21 protein-coding genes and 2 tRNA genes are annotated in these 19,513 nt (G+C 36.8%); 9 read left to right on the top strand and 14 right to left on the bottom strand.

The features are described 5' to 3' along the window. Position 1: 1 nt before the first annotated feature. From K2N75_RS08250 to K2N75_RS08240, 3 genes are read right to left on the bottom strand one after another with little or no spacing between them, the layout of a single operon-like run. Complete coding sequence (locus K2N75_RS08250) at positions 2-1,252, bottom strand: serine hydroxymethyltransferase (RefSeq protein WP_297680044.1); 1,251 nt, start codon at positions 1,250-1,252, stop codon at positions 2-4. Beyond that, positions 1,249-2,760 (bottom strand): lysine--tRNA ligase, encoded by a 1,512-nt coding sequence (lysS, locus tag K2N75_RS08245; protein ID WP_297680043.1) that lies wholly within the window; start codon positions 2,758-2,760, stop codon positions 1,249-1,251. Before lysS ends, K2N75_RS08250 begins: the two co-directional genes overlap by 4 nt. 14 nt (positions 2,761-2,774) lie before the next feature. Then, on the bottom strand, positions 2,775-3,311 hold the full coding sequence (locus K2N75_RS08240) for a CvpA family protein (protein WP_297680042.1): 537 nt from the start codon (positions 3,309-3,311) through the stop codon (positions 2,775-2,777). 122 nt (positions 3,312-3,433) lie between these two features. Between K2N75_RS08240 and K2N75_RS08235 the strand changes: the two genes are divergently transcribed. Beyond that, positions 3,434-3,937 (top strand): YajQ family cyclic di-GMP-binding protein, encoded by a 504-nt coding sequence (locus tag K2N75_RS08235; protein ID WP_297680041.1) that lies wholly within the window; start codon positions 3,434-3,436, stop codon positions 3,935-3,937. Next, positions 3,934-5,325 carry an apolipoprotein N-acyltransferase gene (lnt, locus tag K2N75_RS08230; RefSeq protein ID WP_297680040.1) on the top strand — a complete coding sequence of 464 codons (1,392 nt, stop codon included), beginning with the start codon at positions 3,934-3,936 and terminating at the stop codon, positions 5,323-5,325. The genes K2N75_RS08235 and lnt overlap by 4 nt, the downstream gene beginning before the upstream one ends. Positions 5,326-5,335: 10 nt before the next feature. On the opposite strand, the gene K2N75_RS08225 is transcribed toward lnt, so the two are convergent. The 5 genes from K2N75_RS08225 to K2N75_RS08205 form a co-directional block, all read right to left on the bottom strand. Continuing rightward, positions 5,336-5,773, bottom strand: a complete 438-nt coding sequence (locus K2N75_RS08225; RefSeq protein ID WP_297680039.1) for a GNAT family N-acetyltransferase — start codon at positions 5,771-5,773, stop codon at positions 5,336-5,338. A 68-nt stretch (positions 5,774-5,841) separates the two neighbouring features. After that, positions 5,842-5,928 (bottom strand) — tRNA-Leu (locus tag K2N75_RS08220). A 325-nt stretch (positions 5,929-6,253) separates the two neighbouring features. Continuing rightward, positions 6,254-6,619, bottom strand: a complete 366-nt coding sequence (locus tag K2N75_RS08215) for a YraN family protein (protein ID WP_297680038.1) — start codon at positions 6,617-6,619, stop codon at positions 6,254-6,256. 9 nt (positions 6,620-6,628) lie between these two features. Continuing rightward, on the bottom strand, positions 6,629-7,897 hold the full coding sequence (locus tag K2N75_RS08210) for a homoserine dehydrogenase (protein WP_297680037.1): 1,269 nt from the start codon (positions 7,895-7,897) through the stop codon (positions 6,629-6,631). A 97-nt stretch (positions 7,898-7,994) separates the two neighbouring features. After that, the gene (locus K2N75_RS08205) at positions 7,995-8,483 is read right to left on the bottom strand and encodes a hypothetical protein (protein WP_297680036.1); all 489 of its coding nucleotides are present in this window, start codon (positions 8,481-8,483) and stop codon (positions 7,995-7,997) included. A 158-nt stretch (positions 8,484-8,641) separates the two neighbouring features. Between K2N75_RS08205 and K2N75_RS08200 the strand changes: the two genes are divergently transcribed. From K2N75_RS08200 to K2N75_RS08185, 4 genes are read left to right on the top strand one after another with little or no spacing between them, the layout of a single operon-like run. Continuing rightward, positions 8,642-9,517 (top strand): ATP phosphoribosyltransferase regulatory subunit, encoded by an 876-nt coding sequence (locus K2N75_RS08200; protein ID WP_297680035.1) that lies wholly within the window; start codon positions 8,642-8,644, stop codon positions 9,515-9,517. A 12-nt stretch (positions 9,518-9,529) separates the two neighbouring features. Beyond that, positions 9,530-10,786 carry an adenylosuccinate synthase gene (locus K2N75_RS08195; RefSeq protein WP_297680034.1) on the top strand — a complete coding sequence of 419 codons (1,257 nt, stop codon included), beginning with the start codon at positions 9,530-9,532 and terminating at the stop codon, positions 10,784-10,786. Positions 10,787-10,791: 5 nt separating this feature from the next. Beyond that, entirely contained in the window at positions 10,792-11,217 is a 426-nt protein-coding gene (locus K2N75_RS08190) for a flagellar export protein FliJ (RefSeq protein WP_297680033.1), read from the top strand. Beyond that, complete coding sequence (locus K2N75_RS08185; RefSeq protein WP_297680032.1) at positions 11,214-11,816, top strand: MotE family protein; 603 nt, start codon at positions 11,214-11,216, stop codon at positions 11,814-11,816. The genes K2N75_RS08190 and K2N75_RS08185 overlap by 4 nt, the downstream gene beginning before the upstream one ends. A gap of 15 nt (positions 11,817-11,831) precedes the next feature. Here the strand turns inward: K2N75_RS08185 and K2N75_RS08180 are convergent, their stop codons facing one another. The 6 genes from K2N75_RS08180 to K2N75_RS08155 all read right to left on the bottom strand — a co-directional run bounded on the left by K2N75_RS08180 (position 11,832) and on the right by K2N75_RS08155 (position 16,952). After that, positions 11,832-12,773: a hypothetical protein gene (locus K2N75_RS08180; protein WP_297680031.1), complete on the bottom strand. Its 942-nt coding sequence runs from the start codon at positions 12,771-12,773 to the stop codon at positions 11,832-11,834. A 15-nt stretch (positions 12,774-12,788) separates the two neighbouring features. Then, entirely contained in the window at positions 12,789-13,052 is a 264-nt protein-coding gene (locus tag K2N75_RS08175) for a hypothetical protein (RefSeq protein WP_297680030.1), read from the bottom strand. Between the two features lie 271 nt (positions 13,053-13,323). Beyond that, positions 13,324-13,411: transfer RNA gene (locus K2N75_RS08170), tRNA-Ser, on the bottom strand. Positions 13,412-13,492: 81 nt separating this feature from the next. Beyond that, entirely contained in the window at positions 13,493-14,239 is a 747-nt protein-coding gene (locus tag K2N75_RS08165; protein WP_115550875.1) for a fumarate reductase iron-sulfur subunit, read from the bottom strand. Further along, positions 14,236-16,209: a fumarate reductase flavoprotein subunit gene (locus tag K2N75_RS08160; protein WP_297680029.1), complete on the bottom strand. Its 1,974-nt coding sequence runs from the start codon at positions 16,207-16,209 to the stop codon at positions 14,236-14,238. Before K2N75_RS08160 ends, K2N75_RS08165 begins: the two co-directional genes overlap by 4 nt. An 11-nt stretch (positions 16,210-16,220) precedes the next feature. Then, on the bottom strand, positions 16,221-16,952 hold the full coding sequence (locus K2N75_RS08155; RefSeq protein ID WP_297680028.1) for a fumarate reductase cytochrome b subunit: 732 nt from the start codon (positions 16,950-16,952) through the stop codon (positions 16,221-16,223). Between the two features lie 189 nt (positions 16,953-17,141). Between K2N75_RS08155 and K2N75_RS08150 the strand changes: the two genes are divergently transcribed. From K2N75_RS08150 to K2N75_RS08140, 3 genes are read left to right on the top strand one after another with little or no spacing between them, the layout of a single operon-like run. Next, on the top strand, positions 17,142-17,387 hold the full coding sequence (locus tag K2N75_RS08150) for a NifU family protein (protein ID WP_297680027.1): 246 nt from the start codon (positions 17,142-17,144) through the stop codon (positions 17,385-17,387). A gap of 27 nt (positions 17,388-17,414) precedes the next feature. Continuing rightward, on the top strand, positions 17,415-18,011 hold the full coding sequence (locus K2N75_RS08145) for a hypothetical protein (protein WP_297680026.1): 597 nt from the start codon (positions 17,415-17,417) through the stop codon (positions 18,009-18,011). 26 nt (positions 18,012-18,037) lie between these two features. Continuing rightward, a complete protein-coding gene (locus K2N75_RS08140; protein WP_297680025.1) occupies positions 18,038-19,378 on the top strand; it encodes a UDP-N-acetylmuramoyl-L-alanyl-D-glutamate--2,6-diaminopimelate ligase in 1,341 nt (446 codons plus the stop codon). The last annotated feature ends 135 nt before the right edge of the window (positions 19,379-19,513 follow it).

Raw genomic sequence — 19,513 nt, 5'->3', positions numbered from 1 at the left:
CTTAAAAAATTGCTTTATTATAAATAGGAAATTTTAGCGCAAGTTCCTTTAATTCACCCTTGACTTTTTCTTGTTTTTGTGTATTTGTTATATCATCTAATATATCTGCAATTTTATTTGCCACAATTTCAAACTCTGCTTCTTTAAATCCTCTTGCAGTCAATGCAGGCGAACCAAGTCGCACACCACTTGTTACAAATGGGCTGCGCGTTTCACCCGGAACTGTGTTTTTATTCGCTGTGATTCCAGCATTTCCTAATGCCAAATCCGCATCTTTTCCGCTATATTCTTTATCAAGTAAAGACAACAAAATCAAATGATTGTCTGTGCCATTGCTTACTACTTTGAAATTTCTTTCCATTAAAACTTTTGCTAAAACTTTTGCATTGGATTTGACTTGTTTGGCATATTCTTTCCATTCAGGTTTCAGATTCTCACCAAAACCTACTGCCTTACCTGCAATCACATGCATAAGTGGTCCTCCCTGCATTCCGGGAAAAACTGCCTTATCAATCTTCTTAGCATACTCCTCATTGTTGGTTAAAATCAATCCTCCACGCGGTCCGCGCAAAGTTTTATGTGTAGTGGTAGTTACCACATCTGCGTAAGGGAAAGGATTGGGATACTCTCCTGCAACAACAAGTCCAGCCACATGTGCAATATCTGCCATAAGAATCGCTCCTACACTCTCTGCAATTTCTTTAAAGCGCGCAAAATCCAATTCTCTTGAATAAGCACTAAAGCCACAAACAATCATATTTGGTTTCACAACTCTTGCAATTTCAGCTACCTTATCGTAATTGATTCTTCCATCAAGCTCCACACCATAAAAAAAACTTTGATACATTTGCCCTGTGAGGCTGACTTTTGCTCCGTGTGTTAAATGCCCTCCGTGGCTCAAATCCATACCTAAGATTTTATCATAAGGCTTTAAAAGCGCAGAATACACCGCACAATTTGCTTGAGAACCTGCGTGAGGTTGAACATTTGCAAACGCACAACCAAAAAGCTTTTTAGCACGATTAATGGCTAGCTCTTCAATTTTATCTACAAATTCACATCCTCCATAATATCTTTTATAAGGATAACCCTCGGCATATTTGTTGGTCAAAATGCTCCCCATAGCTTCCATTACGCTTGGAAAAGTAAAGTTTTCGCTCGCAATCATTTCCAAATGCGTATTTTGACGCTCTAATTCCTGATTAATAAATCCTAAGATTTCTGGGTCATTTTCTTCTAAAGCATAACTCATTGTTCTTCCTTTTTGTTTTGTAATTTTTGCGGTTTTAATGCTGGAAACAAAATCACATCTTTTATTGTTGTATTTCCTGTTAATAACATCACCAAGCGGTCAATTCCGATTCCTTCTCCTGCTGTGGGAGGCATACCATAAGAAAGAGCGGTAACATAATCCTCGTCCATATACTGCGCTTCTTCATCACCTGCTTCTTTAGCTTTGACTTGTTCTTTAAATCTTTCTAGCTGGTCTAGCGGGTCATTTAATTCGCTAAAGCCATTGGCAATTTCGCTTCCTCCGATAAACAACTCAAATCTATCCGCTATTTCTGGATTCTTATCGTTGCGTCTTGCAAGCGGACTAATTGCGATAGGAAAATCTGTAATAAAAGTAGGATTGATTAATTTTTCCTCCACAAAAGCGTCAAAGGCTTCGCTTTGCAATTTACCCAACTCCATTTGGGATTCTAAAGGAACATTATGCTTTTTGAGGTAAAGATACAATTTCTCCTCCTCATTCACAACCTCGCGTGGAATCCCTCCAATCTCCACTAAAGCGTCCAAATAAGTGATTTGCCTAAAAGCGTCTAAATGAATCTCTTGATGATTAAACACCAAAACTTTAGGTAAGGAAAGGGATTCTAGCAAATACGCAAATAATTCTTGTGTAATTTGAATCAAATCTTTATAATCCTTATATGCCCAATAAAATTCAATCATTGTAAATTCCGGATTGTGCGAGTGGTCCATTCCCTCATTGCGAAAATTACGATTGATTTCAAAAATCGCTTCAAATCCGCCGACAATCAGACGTTTGAGATATAATTCAGGTGCGATTCTCAAATATCGCTCCACATTTAAGGCGTTATGGTAAGTTACAAAAGGTTTGGCATTTGCGCCACCGGGAATGGGGTGCATCATCGGCGTTTCAACTTCTAAAAATCCTTTTTGCTCAAAGAATTTTCTCACATTTGAAACAATTTTAGAACGCAATATAAAACTATCACGCACTTCCTTATTCATAATTAAGTCTAAATATCTTTGACGATAACGCAATTCAATATCTATCAACCCGTGATATTTCTCCGGCAGAGGACTAATTGCTTTGGTTAGAATCCTAAAATCCAAAGCGTGCAAGCTTAATTCACCTGTTTTTGTTACAAAAGGAAACCCTTTTGCCATTACAATATCCCCGACTTCTATGCATTTTTTGAATATATCAAAGGAATCGCCCAATTCATTTTTGGACAAATAAATTTGCAAGATTCCGCTTACATCTTCTATTTTAATAAAGGCTGCTTTGCCCATTAGCCTAATAAACTTAATGCGTCCGGCAACTTGTGCGGATTTGCTTTCGTCTTTTTGTTCGCCCTCTGGTAAAGATTTAAGAGAATCATAATTCTTTAAAAATTCCTGTGTATTCCATTCTTTTGAGATTCCATTACCATAAGGATTAATGCCCATTTCACGCAATGTGTTAGCTTTTGCGATTCTACCTAGCACATAAGCATCATTTTCAAACATTTTTTTCCTTTTATTTAGAATATATTATTTTGCAAATCTTCTATTTTTGGCGTGTTACTTTGCACAACATCAAGCTTAATCACAACAGCTCCCGTATCACGCAACATTGGATAAAGGTAACTTCCTTGTGTGTATTTTTCAATGAAACTTTTAGCAAATTGAATATTAGTCAATGTGGCAATTATAATCGCAAAAATCATAAAAACTTTTAATGCACCAAAACAAAATCCCAAAATCCGATTCACTCCTCCTAACGCACTCAAATGAACAATTTTTTGCACAATTTCAGCCACAATCAAGGCAATACCCCAAATGAGTGCTAACAAAACCAAAAAACCAATCAACGAAATTGCGGAGGGATTCTGAAAAGCATAAAGATTCGCACTAATCCATTCCCCTACACTATCTCCATAGACAGAAGCACCATACACACCGCCCACGATTCCTACAAAACCAAAAAATTCGCGCACAAATCCATTAATAATCCCCCGAATCGCTAATAACAAAATCAAAGCACCTACTATTAAATCAAACCAATTAAAATCATTCATTTAATATGCCTTAAAATAAAAATTTTAATAAAATGTTTATTTTACACAAAAGAAACCTAAAAATATTTTATGTTAAAATAAATTTTAAAGAATTTTAATCATTTTTTATACAAGGAATCACAATGGCAGCCAAAGAACATAGTTTTGATATTTCAGCAAAAATAGAGATTCAAGAGTTTAAAAACGCTCTAGAACAGGCAAAAAAAGAGATTGAAAATCGTTTTGACTTCAAAGAGGACAAAGCAAAGGAATTAAATTTCAACGAAAAAGACAAAACTTTAGTGATTTTAGCCACAAGCACCAATAAAGCAAAGGCAATCAAAGACATTTTGGATTCTAAACTCATCAAGCGCAACCTTTCTTTGAAAGTCTTAAAAGAAAAAGGCACAGAATCTGCAAGCGGCGGAAACACAAAAGTAACTTATCAGCTCAACGATGTGCTAGACGACAAAAGCACAAAGACGATTAATGCAGCTATCAAAAATGAAAAATTCAAAGTCAGCACGCAAATTTTGGGCAATGAGATTCGTGTCAAAGCAAAAGATATTGATGAATTGCAAAAAGTCATTGCGCATTTACGCAAAATGGAGTTAGAAGTCTCACTTAGTTTTGGAAATTTTGCTTGAAACTTGAATTACAATTTTCAACACAGAGCAAGCATTCTAGCAAAAATTCAAAAAAGCTGAAACTTGCAGAATCGCGCAAACAACATCTCCATTCTCAAAATTTCTTAAAAATACTATTTTTAAGCACTGCGATTCCACAAAACAAATTCCAAGCGTTTTTGCTTGGCACTTTATGCGCGCTTTTATTTAGTGCTTTTATTTATTTGGAACATTTTTTAGAAGATTCCAATCTGCCCATTTTCTCAACTCTTTGCGCAATAATTGGAATCTTTCTTTATTTTAAACTCTCGCGTTTTGGGGCGTTGGTTTGTGGAGCGTTGATTGGAATCCTATGGTTTTATTGGGTGGGTTTTAGCTTCAGATTCTATGATTTGACCCCTTTTATTCCGCTTCTTTGGGTCGTATTTGCCTTATGTTATGGTGGGCTTTTTTATCTTTTTTGCTTTTTTCAAAATCCCATTTATCGCATCGTTATGCTCACACTTTCGTCTTTTGTGCGCCCTTTTGGGTTTAATTGGTTTATTTTAGAATCTATGCTGACGAAAAGCTACTTTTTTCCCTCCAAATTCACGCTCTTTTTACTTTTAATTGGGGTTTTGATTTTTAGCCTAAGTCTCGCAAGACAACTCTACAAAACAAGCATACTTTGGCTTGCAGGATTCTGCTTTTTATTGGCTTTTTCTCATTCCAACTTTGATTTAAAGACAAAACCCGAGCAAGATTCAAAGCTCAAAATCAAAACTCTAAGCCTGAATATCCCGCAAAATATCCGCTGGGATTCCAAATATCTCAACTCCATTATTGAACAAAACTTACAGCAAATTGCACAAGCCAAAGCGCAAAACTATGATTTAATTGTTCTACCTGAAACTGCCTTTCCTTTTGCATTAAACCTTAATTATAGCTTAATTGAATCTCTAAAAGCTACAAGTCAAGAAATCGCAATCCTCACAGGCGCAGTTTATCAAGAAAATAACCGCATTTTTAATAGTGCTTATTTGTTTCAAAACGGAGAAATGAGGGTGTTACATAAGCAAATTTTAGTTCCATTTGGCGAGCAGATTCCATTACCTCGCTTTTTTGCAAAATGGATAAATCAAATCTTTTTTCAAGGCGCAAGCGATTTTGACTTCACAGAGTTCCAAGCTCCAAATTCTGCTCTTATCAAAGGTGAGCGATTCCAAATCGCAATTTGTTATGAAGCCACACGCGAAGAATTCTATCAGGATTTCCCCAAAAATCTTATTGCCCTTAGTAATAATGCGTGGTTTGTTCCTAGCATTGAACCTACCTTGCAACGACTTTTAATGTTATACTTTGCGAAAAATTATAGCACGACTATCTTTCATTCTAGCAATGCCTCGCCTGATTTTAAACTAACACCTTAAGTAAATTTTATCATTGTAATAGCATTTGGATATGTGCGATTCCATCTTCTATATATTCTTTTGAAACTTGTTTGAAGCCAAATTTCTCATAGAATCCCTTTGCATAAACTTGCGCTCCAATCCTTATTGCATCTGCTTGGAATCTCTCTTGTGCCACTTTAATGCCCTCTTTTAAAATCTCTCCACCTAGCCCACAACCTCTCTTTAATGTTATCACCCTGCCAATGGAAACTTCTTTGTAAGATAAACCCGCCGGTAATATGCGTAAATAGGCTTGAATACCCCTTGAATCCCTAAAATATAAATGCAAACTTTGTTTGTCTTTTGCATCAATTTCTTGATATGCGCATTTTTGCTCCACCACAAAGACTTCCACACGCACCTTAAGAATCTCATACAATTCCTCTAATGTCAATTCTTCAAATTTTTTAATGACTAATGACATCATTTGAAATTCCTTTTTTGAATGGTTGTTTTGGATTTAAATTTGGAAATTTATTTGAAAGAAAAAATCAATGGTGCCGAGGGTCGGAATCGAACCGACATGGGGTTGCCCCCACCAGATTTTGAGTCTGGCGCGTCTACCAATTTCACCACCCCGGCAATCTAAAAGGCAACATTATATAAAATCTTAACAAAATTTTAGCTTAAAAACAGGCGGCTTCTTTGTGCGATTCTTTTCTTTGGATTACTTAGATATAAAATAAATATTGTCTTTCTGCGAAGCCATTAAGATTCCCACATTGGGTCCTTGCGAGCGAAGCAATCTAATAATCCAAAATCTCGCCAAGAAAGATTCTACTTTTTGTAAGATTATGGATTTATAAGCGTGGAAAATCCTTGCGGATTGCGTGCTTTGGCTTAAAAGCCTCTCAAGGACAGATTAGAGGATTCGTCCTTGTGGGATTCACGAGGATATGGGGGGGGGTTAAAAGATTGTTAAATTTTCTAACCAACGCACGCAAAAATTATCGTTTGCAGTTTGCTTAAATAAAATCAATGCGCTAAGGCAATAAGGCACTTGAATGGGTTGTTGATTTAAATAAATATTTAAAGTTTTGGTTAATTTTTTTAGTTTTGCAGGAGTGAGATTATAAACAGGCTCAAACCCTACCCCACTTTTTACTTCCACAAAATGCAAGATTCCATTCTTTTTGGCAATAATATCCAACTCGCCAAAACGCGTATGAAAATTTCTCTCCAGAATAGTAAATCCTTGTTTTTCTAAAAACTCACACGCAAAAGATTCTGCTTCCTTGCCCTTTTGCGTTGTATTGGGAGAACTTTTTATCATCAGAGCAAATTATTTCTCAATCCGAATCATCACAGGAGTTGTTTGCACGACCTCTAAATCACCAATACGTTGGAGCGCGACTCTAATCTCTGCTTCACTGCAAGAATGCGTAGAAAGTAGCAAAGTTGAATGATTTTTGTTTTTTGCTTTGCGTTGCAAAAAGGTGTCAATAGAGATTCCTACTTCACCAAAAATAGTTGCGATTTTTGCTAAAACTCCGGGTTTATCCAATACCAAAATACGCAAATAATATGCGCTAATAATTTTTTCTAGTGGTTTAAGTCGCAGTTTATCACTTGGGGTTTTAAAACCTAACATAGGTGAACTTTTTGTGCGTGCAATCTCAATAATATCCGAAATCACCGCGCTTGCAGTTGCATTACCGCCAGCACCAGCTCCATAATAAAGCGTCTCGCCTACATAATCCCCTACTACACTAATGGCATTCATCACACCATCTACTTTTCCAATCATCGCGTCTTTGGGTAGCAAGGTCGGATGCACTCGCAATTCTATTTCATCTCCGTCCTTTTTCGCTATTCCAAGCAATTTTAAGTGATAACCAAATTCTTTTGCAAAGGCAATGTCCTCTTGCGTGATTTGTGTAATCCCCTCAATCAAGACATCTTCTGGTTTTGCGTCAATTCCATAGGCAATACTTGCCAAAATCAATAATTTATGTGCCGCGTCAAATCCACCCACATCAAAGGTAGGGTCTGCTTCAGCATAGCCCAAATCTTGCGCTTCTTGCAAGACTTCCTGATATTCTACTCCCTGCTCTTTCATTTTGGTTAAAATAAAATTACAAGTACCATTAATGATTCCACGAATATTTAAAATATGATTCGCTCCCAATCCATCACGCAAAGCCTTAATAATCGGGATTCCACCAGCGACACTCGCCTCAAAACCAATCGGCAAATCTCCAGCAATTTTTTGCAATTCATAACGATGATAAGCAAGCATTGCTTTATTTGCTGTTACAAATGCTTTGGAGTTACGCAAGGCTTTTTTAGCAATTTCAAAAGGAGTATCTACCCCACCAGTCAGCTCTACGACAATATCAATCTCTGGGTCATCAAGGACAGAATCCACATCATTAGTGATTGGAAAATCAAAAATTTGGCGACTTTTGGATAAATCTTTTACAACGCCTTGCTTAATCACAATCGTATAACCAGAACGTGCAGCAATGAGCGCCTGATTATCTTTTAAGATTCTAGCAACGCTACTGCCCACCGTGCCAAGCCCGATAACCCCTAATGTCAGCTGTTTCATACTTGCCTTTCACATAATTTAAAGCAGAATTATAACATCTTAAAGTAAAAGAAAATTTAGGTTTATCGCTCGTTAATGCAGACAAATTAAGAAGAATCTATAAGGGCAGATTCTTTTTAAGATTCCACAAAAGTTCGTTCAAAAAATCACTTTGTGCTTGTTCTCCTTGCTGCTCTTGTAGCTTTTTTTGTAACGCAATGTCGTCTAAACCCAAATATTGCCCCAATGCGTCGCTCCACCCCATAGCAGAACTTCCGCCATTCATACCATAGTTAAAAGCATTGCTTTGTTGCTGTAAATTTTCTATTAACGCTTGTTGTCCCTCATCTGTGTTGTAATTTGTCGGGTTGTTTTTTATGCCTAACTGATTGTTAAGGCTGTTTTGAGAGTTATAATAAGAGCCTGCAGAATTGTATTTATTCAACAAATTATGAGAAGGATATTTGATTTGTGGTGTTGTGGTAGTTTTGCCTGTATTGATAGTTTGTTTTATCGGAGTTTCTGTGCTAGGCTTATTTATAGGCGTGCTTGGCGTAGCTTGCGGATAACGGATTTGGTAAGGTTGTGTATTAATCTTAAATGCCATACAAATCTCCTTTTTTAAACTTATGTAATTATAACAAAATCCTTAAAGAATATCGTCCATTTTATGCAATAAAATAGATTAAAGCCATCTAAAAATTAAAAGTTTCATACAAAATTATGTTACAATGCGTTCTTTAGAGATTTTTATAAGGATATTTTGTGATTTTAAGCCATGAAATACCACAAGGTTGCAAACTCTATTTTGGCAAAGAAGCCAAATTTAAGCGAGAGCTAGAAAGCCTTGCAAGTGCGATTTTGTATCAGAATGGTTATGAAGAAATCATAACACCGACTTTTGCTTATTTGGAATATCAAAGAGACATACATAGTCGGGAAGTTGTGCGCACCAATAATCAGTTCAATCATCAAATTGCCCTTCGCAACGATTCCACCATTGACACAATTCGTCTTCTCGCGCCACATTTGCGCGAAGCTGCGATTGGCAAACGTTGGTTTTATATCCAACCCATCTTTATTTATCCTACGACTGAAGTGCATCAAATTGGTGTAGAAAACTTAGAAAATTGTGATATTTTGCCTTTTATTGAGATGTCTTTACAAGTCTTAAATGGAATCGCAAACTTTACAAAGTCGCCAGATTCCTACTCCAAAAAAGTTTTTTTACAACTTTCTAATGTCAAAATCCCACAAATTTGTGCAGAAATTTTTGGGATTCCCTTGAGTGCCTTTGAAAAAATTGATATAGGAGCAATAGAAAGTGCAAATCCCTTAATGGCACAACTTTTACGCATATACGACAAGGAATCGCTAGAAGCAGTTTTACAAAACACTAAAGATTTGCCAAATAAGCTTAAAGAGGAGCTAGAAAAACTCTACTTTCTTGCTTCCAAAATTCCTTATGCGCATTGTCTTGTTTCTCCATTATATTATGCTCCAATGAATTATTATAAAGGTTTATTTTTTAGATTTTTCGCAGAAAATCTCACTTGGATTTTAGGTGGAGAATATGAAATTTTAGGACAAAACGCATGCGGATTTGCAATCTATACAGACAATTTAATACAATCGTTTTAAGGAGTGAGAAATATGAGTAAAGCAGATTTGATTGTTGGGATTCAATGGGGCGATGAGGGCAAGGGAAAAATGGTAGATTTACTCGCCCAAAATTATGATTATGTCGTTCGCTATCAAGGGGGACACAATGCGGGACACACCATTGTAGTAGAGGGCAAAAAATACGCCTTGCATTTGATTCCATCTGGGATTTTGTATCCACAATGCAAAAATATCATTGGCAATGGCGTGGTGATTAGCCCTAATGCGCTAATAGAGGAAATGGCACAATTCAAAGAAATGTATGGCGGGCTACAAGGAAGATTATTTATTAGCACCAAAGCGCATTTGATTTTACCCTATCACGAAATGTTGGATAAACTAAGCGAACAGCAAGCCAAACAGGCTATTGGAACGACTTGCAAAGGAATCGGACCAACCTATACCGATAAAGTTTCGCGCAAAGGCATTCGCATTGAAGAGCTAAAAGACACGACAAAACTTGCCAAAAAAGTCCTAGAAAAACTAGAAGAAATTGCAAAAAGAGGCATACAAATAGAGATTCCAACCTTAGAAAATCTTAAAAACGAGCTAGAATCTTATGCAAAAGCTCTTTTGCCTTTTTTGGCAAATACCACAAATATGCTTTGGCAGGCAATGGACAAGGGAGAAAAAATCTTGTGTGAGGGCGCACAAGGAAGTATGCTAGATATTGACTTTGGCACTTATCCCTTTGTTACAAGTTCTACCACAATTTCAGCGGGTGCTTGCAGTGGAACAGGAATCGCACCTCGTGAGCTAGGAGAAGTTATCGGAATCCTCAAAGCCTATTGCACGCGCGTAGGCAATGGACCTTTTCCAACAGAAGAAACAGGAGAAATTGGGGAATCCTTACGCAATAAAGGTGGTGAATTTGGCGTAACAACCGGGCGTGCTAGACGTTGTGGGTGGCTAGACGCTATGGCTGTGAAATATGCTTGTCGTCTCAATGGCACAAGTACTTTAGCGATGATGAAACTAGATGTTTTAGATGGTTTTGACGAAGTCAAAGTCTGCGTTACATACGAAGACGAAAACGGCACGCGTTTAGAGGAGTTCCCAAGTGATTTAACAAAGATTAAACCCATTTATCAAACCTTTCAAGGTTGGGACAAAACAGCGCATATTAGAGAATTTGACAAATTGCCACAAAATGCAAAAGACTATATTTTGGCATTAGAAAAGCTCATTGGTGTAAAAATCGCAATGATTTCTACTAGCCCAGATAGGAATGACACGATTTTTAGATAGAAATAATGAAAACAAAATTCACTCAACTTGTCTTATTGCGCAAAAAGAAAGTAGATGAAGCAGAGATTATGTTGCAAAAAAACGCACAAGCCATTGTCGCAAAACAAGGTGAAATTGACGCTCTTGTGCAAGAATTTGCAACACTTCAAGAGCCAAAAAGTGGAATCTACCAAAACTTTTTGACCTTTGCATACCACAAAGAAGAATTTCGGCAAACGATTGACTTTAAAATACAAGAATTGGCACAATTAAAACATCAAAAAAAAGAATTACAAGAATATTTTAGAGTGCAGAATATTGAGTTTGAAAAAGCAAAATATTTAGATGGCTTGGAAGTTAAAAAGATGATTGAAAAGGCGAAAAAACAAGAAGCGCGAGATTTGGACGAAATCTCTGTTATGCTTTATGCAAATCATAAGGAGCAACAATGAAACAATGGATTCTACCCCTCTTAGCCTTTGGGATTCTACCTCTTTTTGCGGCAGAAAATAAGCGCGAATTGATTGATTGTAATATTATTTTTGAACAACGCAAATCAGAGATTATCCAAGAAATTGAAAGGATTGACGAACAGCAACAAGCCTTGCAAGCCCTGCAAAGTGCCACTCAAAATGTCCTAGACCAAAAAGAAGCGGATTTAAAAAAACGCGAAATTGCGCTCAACAATGCGCAAAAGGAAATGGAGGAAAGAGAGGCAAAAATCACGCGTCTTTTGAAGCGCAACGAGGAGGTTTTAAAGCAAATTCGTGGGGCAACACAAAGCAAAGTGGGTGAAACCTATGCAGGAATGAAAGATTCCAAATCTGCGGCTATTTTAGAAACCCTACCCGAAGCGGAAGCGGCTGAAATTTTGTTTGCTCTTGATACAAAAGTAATGAGTAAGATTCTAGCAAAAATGACACCACAAAAGGCGGCAACACTGACGCAATTATTACAAAAAGGACCGCCTTTTGAAGACGAAAAAGAATCTCAACAAACCTCTAATGCGATTCCAAAAAATGGAGAAAACAACGGAGAAAACGCAATTTAACGCATTAGCTTGGATTTAAGCATTCCAATGGAAAACCAAACTTTCTTTAGAATAAACTTGCGCGACAAAATCATCAATTACTTGGCGAAAAATCACTTTAGATTCCAAAGATTTTGAGGATTCTTGCTTGATTCTCTCTACTTCTCCAGCAAAATACTTTTTCAACATTTCTTGCTCTTTGATATTTAAGGATTCCAAATCGCCACTTTGCCTAAGTTTAGAAAGCAACCTCATTGCTTTATCTTTGGAATCTCTATTGCTTTTGATTCCTAATTTCTCTAAGTCTTTAAGTTTCTGAACTAAGCTTTTCTCACAGTTTTCGCATTTTCCATTTTGTATAATATCAGAAACAATCCTTTGTAATTCTCCTGCCTTAGAAAAATGCTCACTCAAACTCACCACACCATCAAAATTCTTGTCCTCTGTGATGAGTTGGTCTATCATTTCATCTATACTCTCATATTTTCCCGCTTGGTATGCAATATGCTGCGTAACCTCAAAATTCCCTACAACAGAACTCGCTTCTGTTTCTTGCGCATCAAAGGAAAGATAAAAATCATCTTTAATAGATTCTTTGCCTTTTGTTGTGAATTTACCCTCACGATTTGTCTCTGCTTTTAACGCACCCATATTATAAGCCACTTCGCCAAACCAACCGCTAACATAGGATTCCGCTTCACCATTAAGGCGAATCGTGCCATCTTTGCGCTGATAAAAATCACTCACCTCAAACTTCTCTTGTAATCTCTGCAAGTTTTCTTTGGTGAGCGTAATTCCATAGCGATTGCCACTGACTGCGTCATCAAACACCACAATCGCCTTATTATTGGATATATTTTTCAAATCAAGCGGTGAATCTATCGTTTCCTCTGCTTGTAGTTTAGAGAGGCTTTTAAGATTTGTAGGGGCAAGGATAGAACTACTCACCGCCACACTAGAAGCATTATTGACAATCATTGCAACTTCCTAAGATTAAAAGCACACTCGTTGTCCCCATCTATTTGTAGGACATCTATTTGGATTTTTTTGATATTCTTTCCAAGCATTTGAATAAATTTTACTATGATTTGTCCCAAAATTAACTCTTCTATCCTCTTGTTGTATTTCATCTACATTGAAACTTTGCTGTGAATTACTGCTGAATAAACCACTTAAAATTAGTGATAACCAATCTTCCGCATATGAGGCACTCGTTAGAGAAAAAGCAATCAATAAACCACAAAATAACTTTTTCATAGATTTTCCTTTGAAAAATAATTAATACTTTAATGAAATACTTATTTATATGTGTTATTTTCACTCAATAAATATTAAAATCCATTAAAAAGATAAAAAACTTTTAAACTCTATCTACTTTTTGTTACAAAATGAAATCTTATTAGAAGCACAGCAAAGAATCTCACCGCGAGATTCTTAAATAGATTGCTTGCGAATACAGAATCTCATCTCTATTAAATATAAATTTACTATTTTTGAAAGATTGTAAGAAAATTTGTAAGAATCAATATGGCAGAGAGGAAGGGATTCGAACCCTCGAAGGCTTGCACCTTACACGCGTTCCAGGCGTGCTCCTTCAACCACTCGGACACCTCTCTAAAAAGTTAAAATCCAAAAAACGTTTTTCTAAAAATCCCGCTTTCTATGAGACTGAAATCCCAAAAGGGATTCCAAAAGGGCTATTTTGCAGTAGCCATTTTGCGTCTAAGATAAGCAATTTTGCTTTGTAATGGCAAGTTTTTAGGGCAAACATCATGACAAGCAAGCAAGCTCATACATCCAAATACCCCATTATCATCGCCTACTAGCTCATAGAAATCTGCGTCTGTTCTCTCATCGTGTGGGTCAAGCATAAAGCGAACCACGCGGTTAAATCCTGCAGCTCCTACAAAATCTTCACGCATAAGTTTTGTTCCACACGATGCAATGCAACAACCACACTCAATACATCTATCAAGTTCAAACACTTCAGCCGCGACTTCTGGTTCCACACGCTCTTCAATCTGACACATATGCTCTTCGCTTTTTTCTTGAGCGTGAATCCAACTTTCTACGCGTTTGCTCATTCCATTCATCCAATTTCCTGTATCCACAGACAAATCTTTGATAAGCTTAAATGCAGGCAATGGCATAAGGGTAATCACGCCATCGGGGAAATCTTTTGTCAAAGTGCGGCAAGCAAGGCGCGGACGCCCATTAATCATCATTCCACAACTTCCACAAATCCCAGCGCGACATACAAAGTCAAAGCTCAAATCTGGGTCAAATTGCTCACGAATCATATTTAACACAATAAAAACCGTCATAGAATGCGCTTCTTTGAGCTTATATTCTGCAAAATGAGGTTTAGATATTGCGCTATTTGGGTCAAACTTCAATACTCTAATTGTTAATTCTCTATTACTGCTTTGAACTGCTCCACTCATTGTTTGTCTCCTATTCTTTCATTACGTGCTTTATAATATGGTTGCAATTCAAATGGCATTAATGCTTCTTGGATTTCGTAGCGATTTTTGCCTTGTGCTTCCATATCTGAACGTATTTTATCAATTTGCTCTTGACGTCTTAGACTTTCCGGATTTTCAATAATCATTCCTTTAGCACCATATCCACGGAATCCCGGAGCCATTTCCATTGTCGCAATATCAAGTGGCTCATAGGTAATAGTTGGCATTGTTTGATTAGGGTTTTCCCAACTTGTCAAAGTGCGTTTGAGCCAATTTTGGTCATCTCGTTTTGGATAATCCTCGCGACTATGCGCCCCACGAGATTCTGTGCGGTCTAATGCACCTTTTGCAACGCACAATGCAATTTTCAACATTTTTGGCACACGATAAGCTTCCTCTAATTCAGGATTTGCTGAAAGTCGTTTTGTCTTGATACCAATATTTTTACTGCGAATATAAAGTTGTTCTAATTCACTTACAGCAGACGCCAAATGCTCGCCATCTCTGAATATTCCTACTTTATCTCCCATAATTTGCTTCATACTATTTTTGATTTCAAACACATTCTCTGTGCCTGTGTTTGCCAAAATACTATCCAAATATCCTTGCTGCGCATTAATAAAATCTTCTACTAATTTTGTTTCAATATCTGCATAAGTTCCTGTGCAAGATTCTGCGAAATAATCTCCGATAATCATACCGCTAACTACCGCTTCACTCACAGAGTTTCCACCTAATCGGTTAAAGCCGTGTAAATCCCAGCAAGCTGCTTCACCTGCAGAAAATAACCCAGCAAGTGCAGTTTCTCCTTTAGCATTTGTTCGGATTCCACCCATGCAATAATGTTGCATTGGTTTTACAGGAGCCCATTTGTCCGCAGGGTCAATTCCAGCAAACACTTGGCAAATCTCTTGCACATCACGCAAGTTTGTTTCAATATGTTTGCGTCCCAAGATTGAAATATCAAGCCACAAATGCTCGCCATAAGGAGAGCTTACACCTTTACCCTCGCGAATTCTTTGAAGCATTCTACGCGCAACAACATCACGACTTGCAAGCTCTTTTTTCTCTGGCTCATAATCAGGCATAAAACGATAACCATCTACATCACGCAAAACACCGCCATCTCCACGACATCCTTCTGTTAATAGAATCCCACTTGGGAAAAGTCCGGTTGGGTGGAATTGCACCGCTTCCATATTGCCTAATTTTGCGATTCCTGTTTCAAGCGCTAATGCTGTTCCTGTTCCCTCGCAAATTACAGCGTTGGTAGTATCTTTATAGATTCTTCCATAACCACCTGTTGCAATCAATGTTCCTTTGGCAACATAGCCAATTAATTCACCTGTAATCAAGTCGCGCACAACCGCACCATAACAACGATTATTTTTATGAATCAAAGCCAAAGCTTCTTTTCTATCGTGGATAAGAACACCGCGTTTTAATGCTTCATTTGCCACAGCAAAAAGCATAGAGTGTCCTGTCGCGTCCGCTGTATAACAAGTTCTCCATTTTTTTGTTCCACCAAAGTCGCGAGAATGGATTAATCCGTGTCTAAACTCTTCTTCAGTGATAGTAGTTTTTTGTGCATTGATAATTGCAGTTCTATCACCTTTTTTAATTCTCGTCCATGGCACACCCCAAGCAGCTAATTGACGAATTGCTTTAGGAGCTGTGGTAACAAACATTCTAGCAACTTTTTGGTCGCAACCCCAATCACTTCCTTTGACTGTATCTGCAAAGTGCAAATCCTCATTATCGCCATCACTCATTTTAGAGTTTCCAAGACTTGCTTGCATACCACCTTGAGCTGCGGCAGAGTGGCTTCTCTTTACAGGAATAAGACTTAAAACGATTGTATTAAGATTCTTTTCCTTACAGGCAACTGCTGCACGAAGTCCTGCCAAACCTCCACCAATCACTAATGAATCGCAATATACTATTTTCATTCATCTCTCCTTTATAGACTTTTGCCTAAGGCAATCCAAGTGAAGTCCGCGATAAATGCAATCACACCCAAAACAATAAAAACTGCAAATACAGCAATTTTAATATTTTTACGCTTTACATTACTTTGTGCGGTAGTTGGTGCTTCAAGCGGAACCCATTTGATGATGACACGATACAATCCAATGCTCGCGTGCAACACCATAACAACAAGTAGCACGAGGTAAAATTCTGCTAAATTACCATCTACAAATCTTGACGCAGAAGTAATTGCATTAATACTTGTAGAGTTAAAAAGAATCGTGATAAGATGCGCACCACCCAAGAAAAATAATGCAAATCCCGTTAAAAATTGAATCCACCAAAGGGTAGTATCACAATGTTTCATTAAAGACTTGTGTGTTTTAAAAATCATAAATTGTTGGTAGTTTGCTGGAAATTTTCTCATTGCTAAAAACGCGTGTGCTACAAAAACAACACTAATAACAATCACCACCAAAGTAGTTAAAAGTGGAATCCCTTTACCACCAAAAATAAATGAACCTTCACTAAAGCCAACTACTGCCTCAAATGCTTCTGTTCCAAATAAAATAGAAGATGTAAAACACATATGAAACAAAATAAAGATTGCTAAAATAGCTCCTGTAATACTTTGTAACATATCCCAACGCGCAGGATTCTTACTTTTTTTGCGCTCTGAAGTTACTTTTAAATAACTCTCAATTACTACTTCATCATTTTGCATAAAATCCTCCTAAAGTAGATTACTAGTGCCTATGCACAACGCCATTAAACCTAAAAATCGTGCAATTATAAAATATTTTAGATAAAATTACATTAAATATTTTTAAGAACTTTTTTTATTAAAACTTTAAGGAAACTTAAGTATCATCTTAAACTTAATAAAAACCAAAAAACAATTTAAAGGAAAAAAATGCTTCCATTTACCGATGAAGAACTTTTGAAACCTGTAGAATTAAGTATTGACAAAGTGCGTCCAATATTAATTCAAGACGGCGGCAATGTAACTTTGCTAAAAATTGAAAATGGCAAAGTGTTTGTCCGATTAGAGGGTGCCTGCAAAGGCTGTCCAAGCAGTGCGCAAACTTTGAAATTCGGTATTGAGCGCGCACTCAAAAACGACATTCACCCAGATATTGAACTAATCCATGTGCCATAATTTTAGAATTCTAAAGAAAGTTAGCGTATGACAAAAGATTTTATCTATTTTAAAAACAAAGCTAAACTTGCTTTCCGCAAGCGTCAATATTTGCGCGTTTTAGAGATTCTCTCTTGCGCAAATGTTTTCTTAGGAGAACTAAACACTAAGCAGTCGCTTTATTTTACTATGCTTTGTATGCTTTCTGATATGGCATTAGAATACGAAGATGAGGCACGCGCACTTTTTGAATACTATCAAATTATTCATAATAAAAACAACTTAGAAGCAGAAGAAATTGTGCTAGAAATGATTGAAAACTTTGATAAGAATCTTTATGCACTCAATCTTGCCATTTGGAGCTTGCAAGAAGCAGAGATTGACAAAAACGACGGAATCCTATACGAAGACTTTGAAGTTCATTCCGCAAAAGTTGGCTTCAAAGAAGCCTTTGAGGATTTAATGTTTAGCTCCAAAATCATCTTTACTAACAAAAATGAGTTTTTATTCTTTGTGAGAAATTTAGTAAAATTTGGCTTTGAAGACATTGCGATTAATTATTTTGAAAATGCAGGCAATCTGCTGTTTTATGACAAAGATTTTATGCGTCTTTATCGGAAAATTTTACAAAACAAAAAAGTTTAAAAATCAATTTATTTTAAGGAAATTCTATGCGAATAGCTATTCAGAAAAATTGCGATTCTGCTTTGCACTTTATCAGTGATGATTCAAGAGAAAATCTGCAAACTAAAGACTGCAATCCTAAAAATTGCGCGTTTTTAATCACTCAAAGTAACCAAAACTACATAGAATCTGCGAAAAAAAATGGATTTAAAATTTTTATTTATCCAAAAGAATTGATAAAATATTTTGATTTGGATTTAAAGCTTGTTGGAATCACTGGCACAAATGGCAAAACCACAACTGCTGCAATGATTTATTCTATTTTGCTAGATTTTGGCTTCTCTGTCGCACTACTTGGCACAAGAGGATTCTTTATTAATGGAAAAGAAAAACGTCCCAAAGGACTAACAACCCCTAGCCTATTAGAAATTTATAGTGCAATCAATGAAGCAAGAAACGAGAATTGCACATATTTCATAATGGAAGTTAGCTCCCACTCCATTGTGCAGAATCGTATTGAGGGATTGCGTTTTGATTTGCGGATTCTTACAAATATCACAAGCGACCATTTAGATTATCATAAAACTTTAGAAAACTACATCGCGGTGAAAAATTCCTTTTTTGCCAATCCTGCGGATTTAAAACTCATCAACAAAGACGAATCCAATGCACATTATGCGCTAGAAAAAGCCATTACCTATGGCATAGAATCTCCCGCAACGCTCAATGCCAAAGCTTACAGCTTGCAAGAAGGAATTACTGCCCAAATTGCTTATGGCAAAGAAGAAGCAACAATGGAATGCACGCTTTTTGGCAAACACAATCTCTACAACGCACTAGCAGCAATCGGGGCGGTAAAATTGCTAGAAAACGCTCCTTTAAATGAAATTTGCAAAAAATTAGAAAATTTTGGTGGGGTGCTAGGAAGAATGCAAGTTGTGCATCAAAACCCTTTAATCATCGTGGATTTTGCACATACAGAAGATGGTATGGAAAAAATCTTTCAATCTTTTTTGCATAGAAAAATCGCTGTTGTCTTTGGCGCAGGGGGAGATAGAGATAAACTCAAACGTCCAAAAATGGGATTATGTGCAGCAAAATATGCACAAAAACTCTATATCACGAGCGATAATCCGCGCAGTGAAATTCCCACACAAATTATGCAAGAGATTCTAAGCGGAATCCCACAAGACCTAAGAAATTGTCGTGAAATTCTGCTAGAAGAAAGCCGCGCCAAAGCAATTAGAATCGCTATTCAAAATCTTAAAGATGATGAAGTATTATTGATTTTGGGTAAAGGCGATGAGACTTATCAAATTATAGGAAATGAAACTTTGCATTTTGATGATTGCGAAGAAGTGCAAAAGACATTAGAATCCCTGCATTAATCTGCCATTGTTTTGATTGTTTGAATATTTTTTCTTTCAAGGATAAAATAGAGGTAAGAAATTAAAAGTAGTATAGAATCCCTTGCGGGATTCTAGGAAGAATCTTAAAAAGACTATTGAAGTAATCTTAAGATA

It is taken from the genome of Helicobacter sp. (genome assembly GCF_029067145.1).
Taxonomy (GTDB): domain Bacteria; phylum Campylobacterota; class Campylobacteria; order Campylobacterales; family Helicobacteraceae; genus Helicobacter_D.
The sequence above is the reverse complement of the archived record's forward strand: the minus strand, read 5'-3'. Positions and strand labels throughout refer to the sequence as shown.

What these genes read in the sequence shown, in the direction of transcription:
- K2N75_RS08185 (WP_297680032.1), top strand. Translation starts at nt 11,214, where the DNA reads ATGAAACAATGGATTCTACCCCTCTTAGCCTTTGGGATTCTACCTCTT.
- K2N75_RS08235 (WP_297680041.1), top strand. Translation starts at nt 3,434, where the DNA reads ATGGCAGCCAAAGAACATAGTTTTGATATTTCAGCAAAAATAGAGATT.
- K2N75_RS08250 (WP_297680044.1), bottom strand. Translation starts at nt 1,252, where the DNA reads ATGAGTTATGCTTTAGAAGAAAATGACCCAGAAATCTTAGGATTTATT.
- K2N75_RS08205 (WP_297680036.1), bottom strand. Translation starts at nt 8,483, where the DNA reads ATGGCATTTAAGATTAATACACAACCTTACCAAATCCGTTATCCGCAA.
- K2N75_RS08155 (WP_297680028.1), bottom strand. Translation starts at nt 16,952, where the DNA reads ATGCAAAATGATGAAGTAGTAATTGAGAGTTATTTAAAAGTAACTTCA.
- K2N75_RS08160 (WP_297680029.1), bottom strand. Translation starts at nt 16,209, where the DNA reads ATGAAAATAGTATATTGCGATTCATTAGTGATTGGTGGAGGTTTGGCA.
- K2N75_RS08150 (WP_297680027.1), top strand. Translation starts at nt 17,142, where the DNA reads ATGCTTCCATTTACCGATGAAGAACTTTTGAAACCTGTAGAATTAAGT.
- K2N75_RS08145 (WP_297680026.1), top strand. Translation starts at nt 17,415, where the DNA reads ATGACAAAAGATTTTATCTATTTTAAAAACAAAGCTAAACTTGCTTTC.
- K2N75_RS08190 (WP_297680033.1), top strand. Translation starts at nt 10,792, where the DNA reads ATGAAAACAAAATTCACTCAACTTGTCTTATTGCGCAAAAAGAAAGTA.
- K2N75_RS08195 (WP_297680034.1), top strand. Translation starts at nt 9,530, where the DNA reads ATGAGTAAAGCAGATTTGATTGTTGGGATTCAATGGGGCGATGAGGGC.
- lysS (WP_297680043.1), bottom strand. Translation starts at nt 2,760, where the DNA reads ATGTTTGAAAATGATGCTTATGTGCTAGGTAGAATCGCAAAAGCTAAC.
- K2N75_RS08175 (WP_297680030.1), bottom strand. Translation starts at nt 13,052, where the DNA reads ATGAAAAAGTTATTTTGTGGTTTATTGATTGCTTTTTCTCTAACGAGT.
- K2N75_RS08225 (WP_297680039.1), bottom strand. Translation starts at nt 5,773, where the DNA reads ATGATGTCATTAGTCATTAAAAAATTTGAAGAATTGACATTAGAGGAA.
- K2N75_RS08165 (WP_115550875.1), bottom strand. Translation starts at nt 14,239, where the DNA reads ATGAGTGGAGCAGTTCAAAGCAGTAATAGAGAATTAACAATTAGAGTA.
- K2N75_RS08210 (WP_297680037.1), bottom strand. Translation starts at nt 7,897, where the DNA reads ATGAAACAGCTGACATTAGGGGTTATCGGGCTTGGCACGGTGGGCAGT.
- K2N75_RS08180 (WP_297680031.1), bottom strand. Translation starts at nt 12,773, where the DNA reads ATGATTGTCAATAATGCTTCTAGTGTGGCGGTGAGTAGTTCTATCCTT.
- K2N75_RS08215 (WP_297680038.1), bottom strand. Translation starts at nt 6,619, where the DNA reads ATGATAAAAAGTTCTCCCAATACAACGCAAAAGGGCAAGGAAGCAGAA.
- K2N75_RS08240 (WP_297680042.1), bottom strand. Translation starts at nt 3,311, where the DNA reads ATGAATGATTTTAATTGGTTTGATTTAATAGTAGGTGCTTTGATTTTG.
- K2N75_RS08140 (WP_297680025.1), top strand. Translation starts at nt 18,038, where the DNA reads ATGCGAATAGCTATTCAGAAAAATTGCGATTCTGCTTTGCACTTTATC.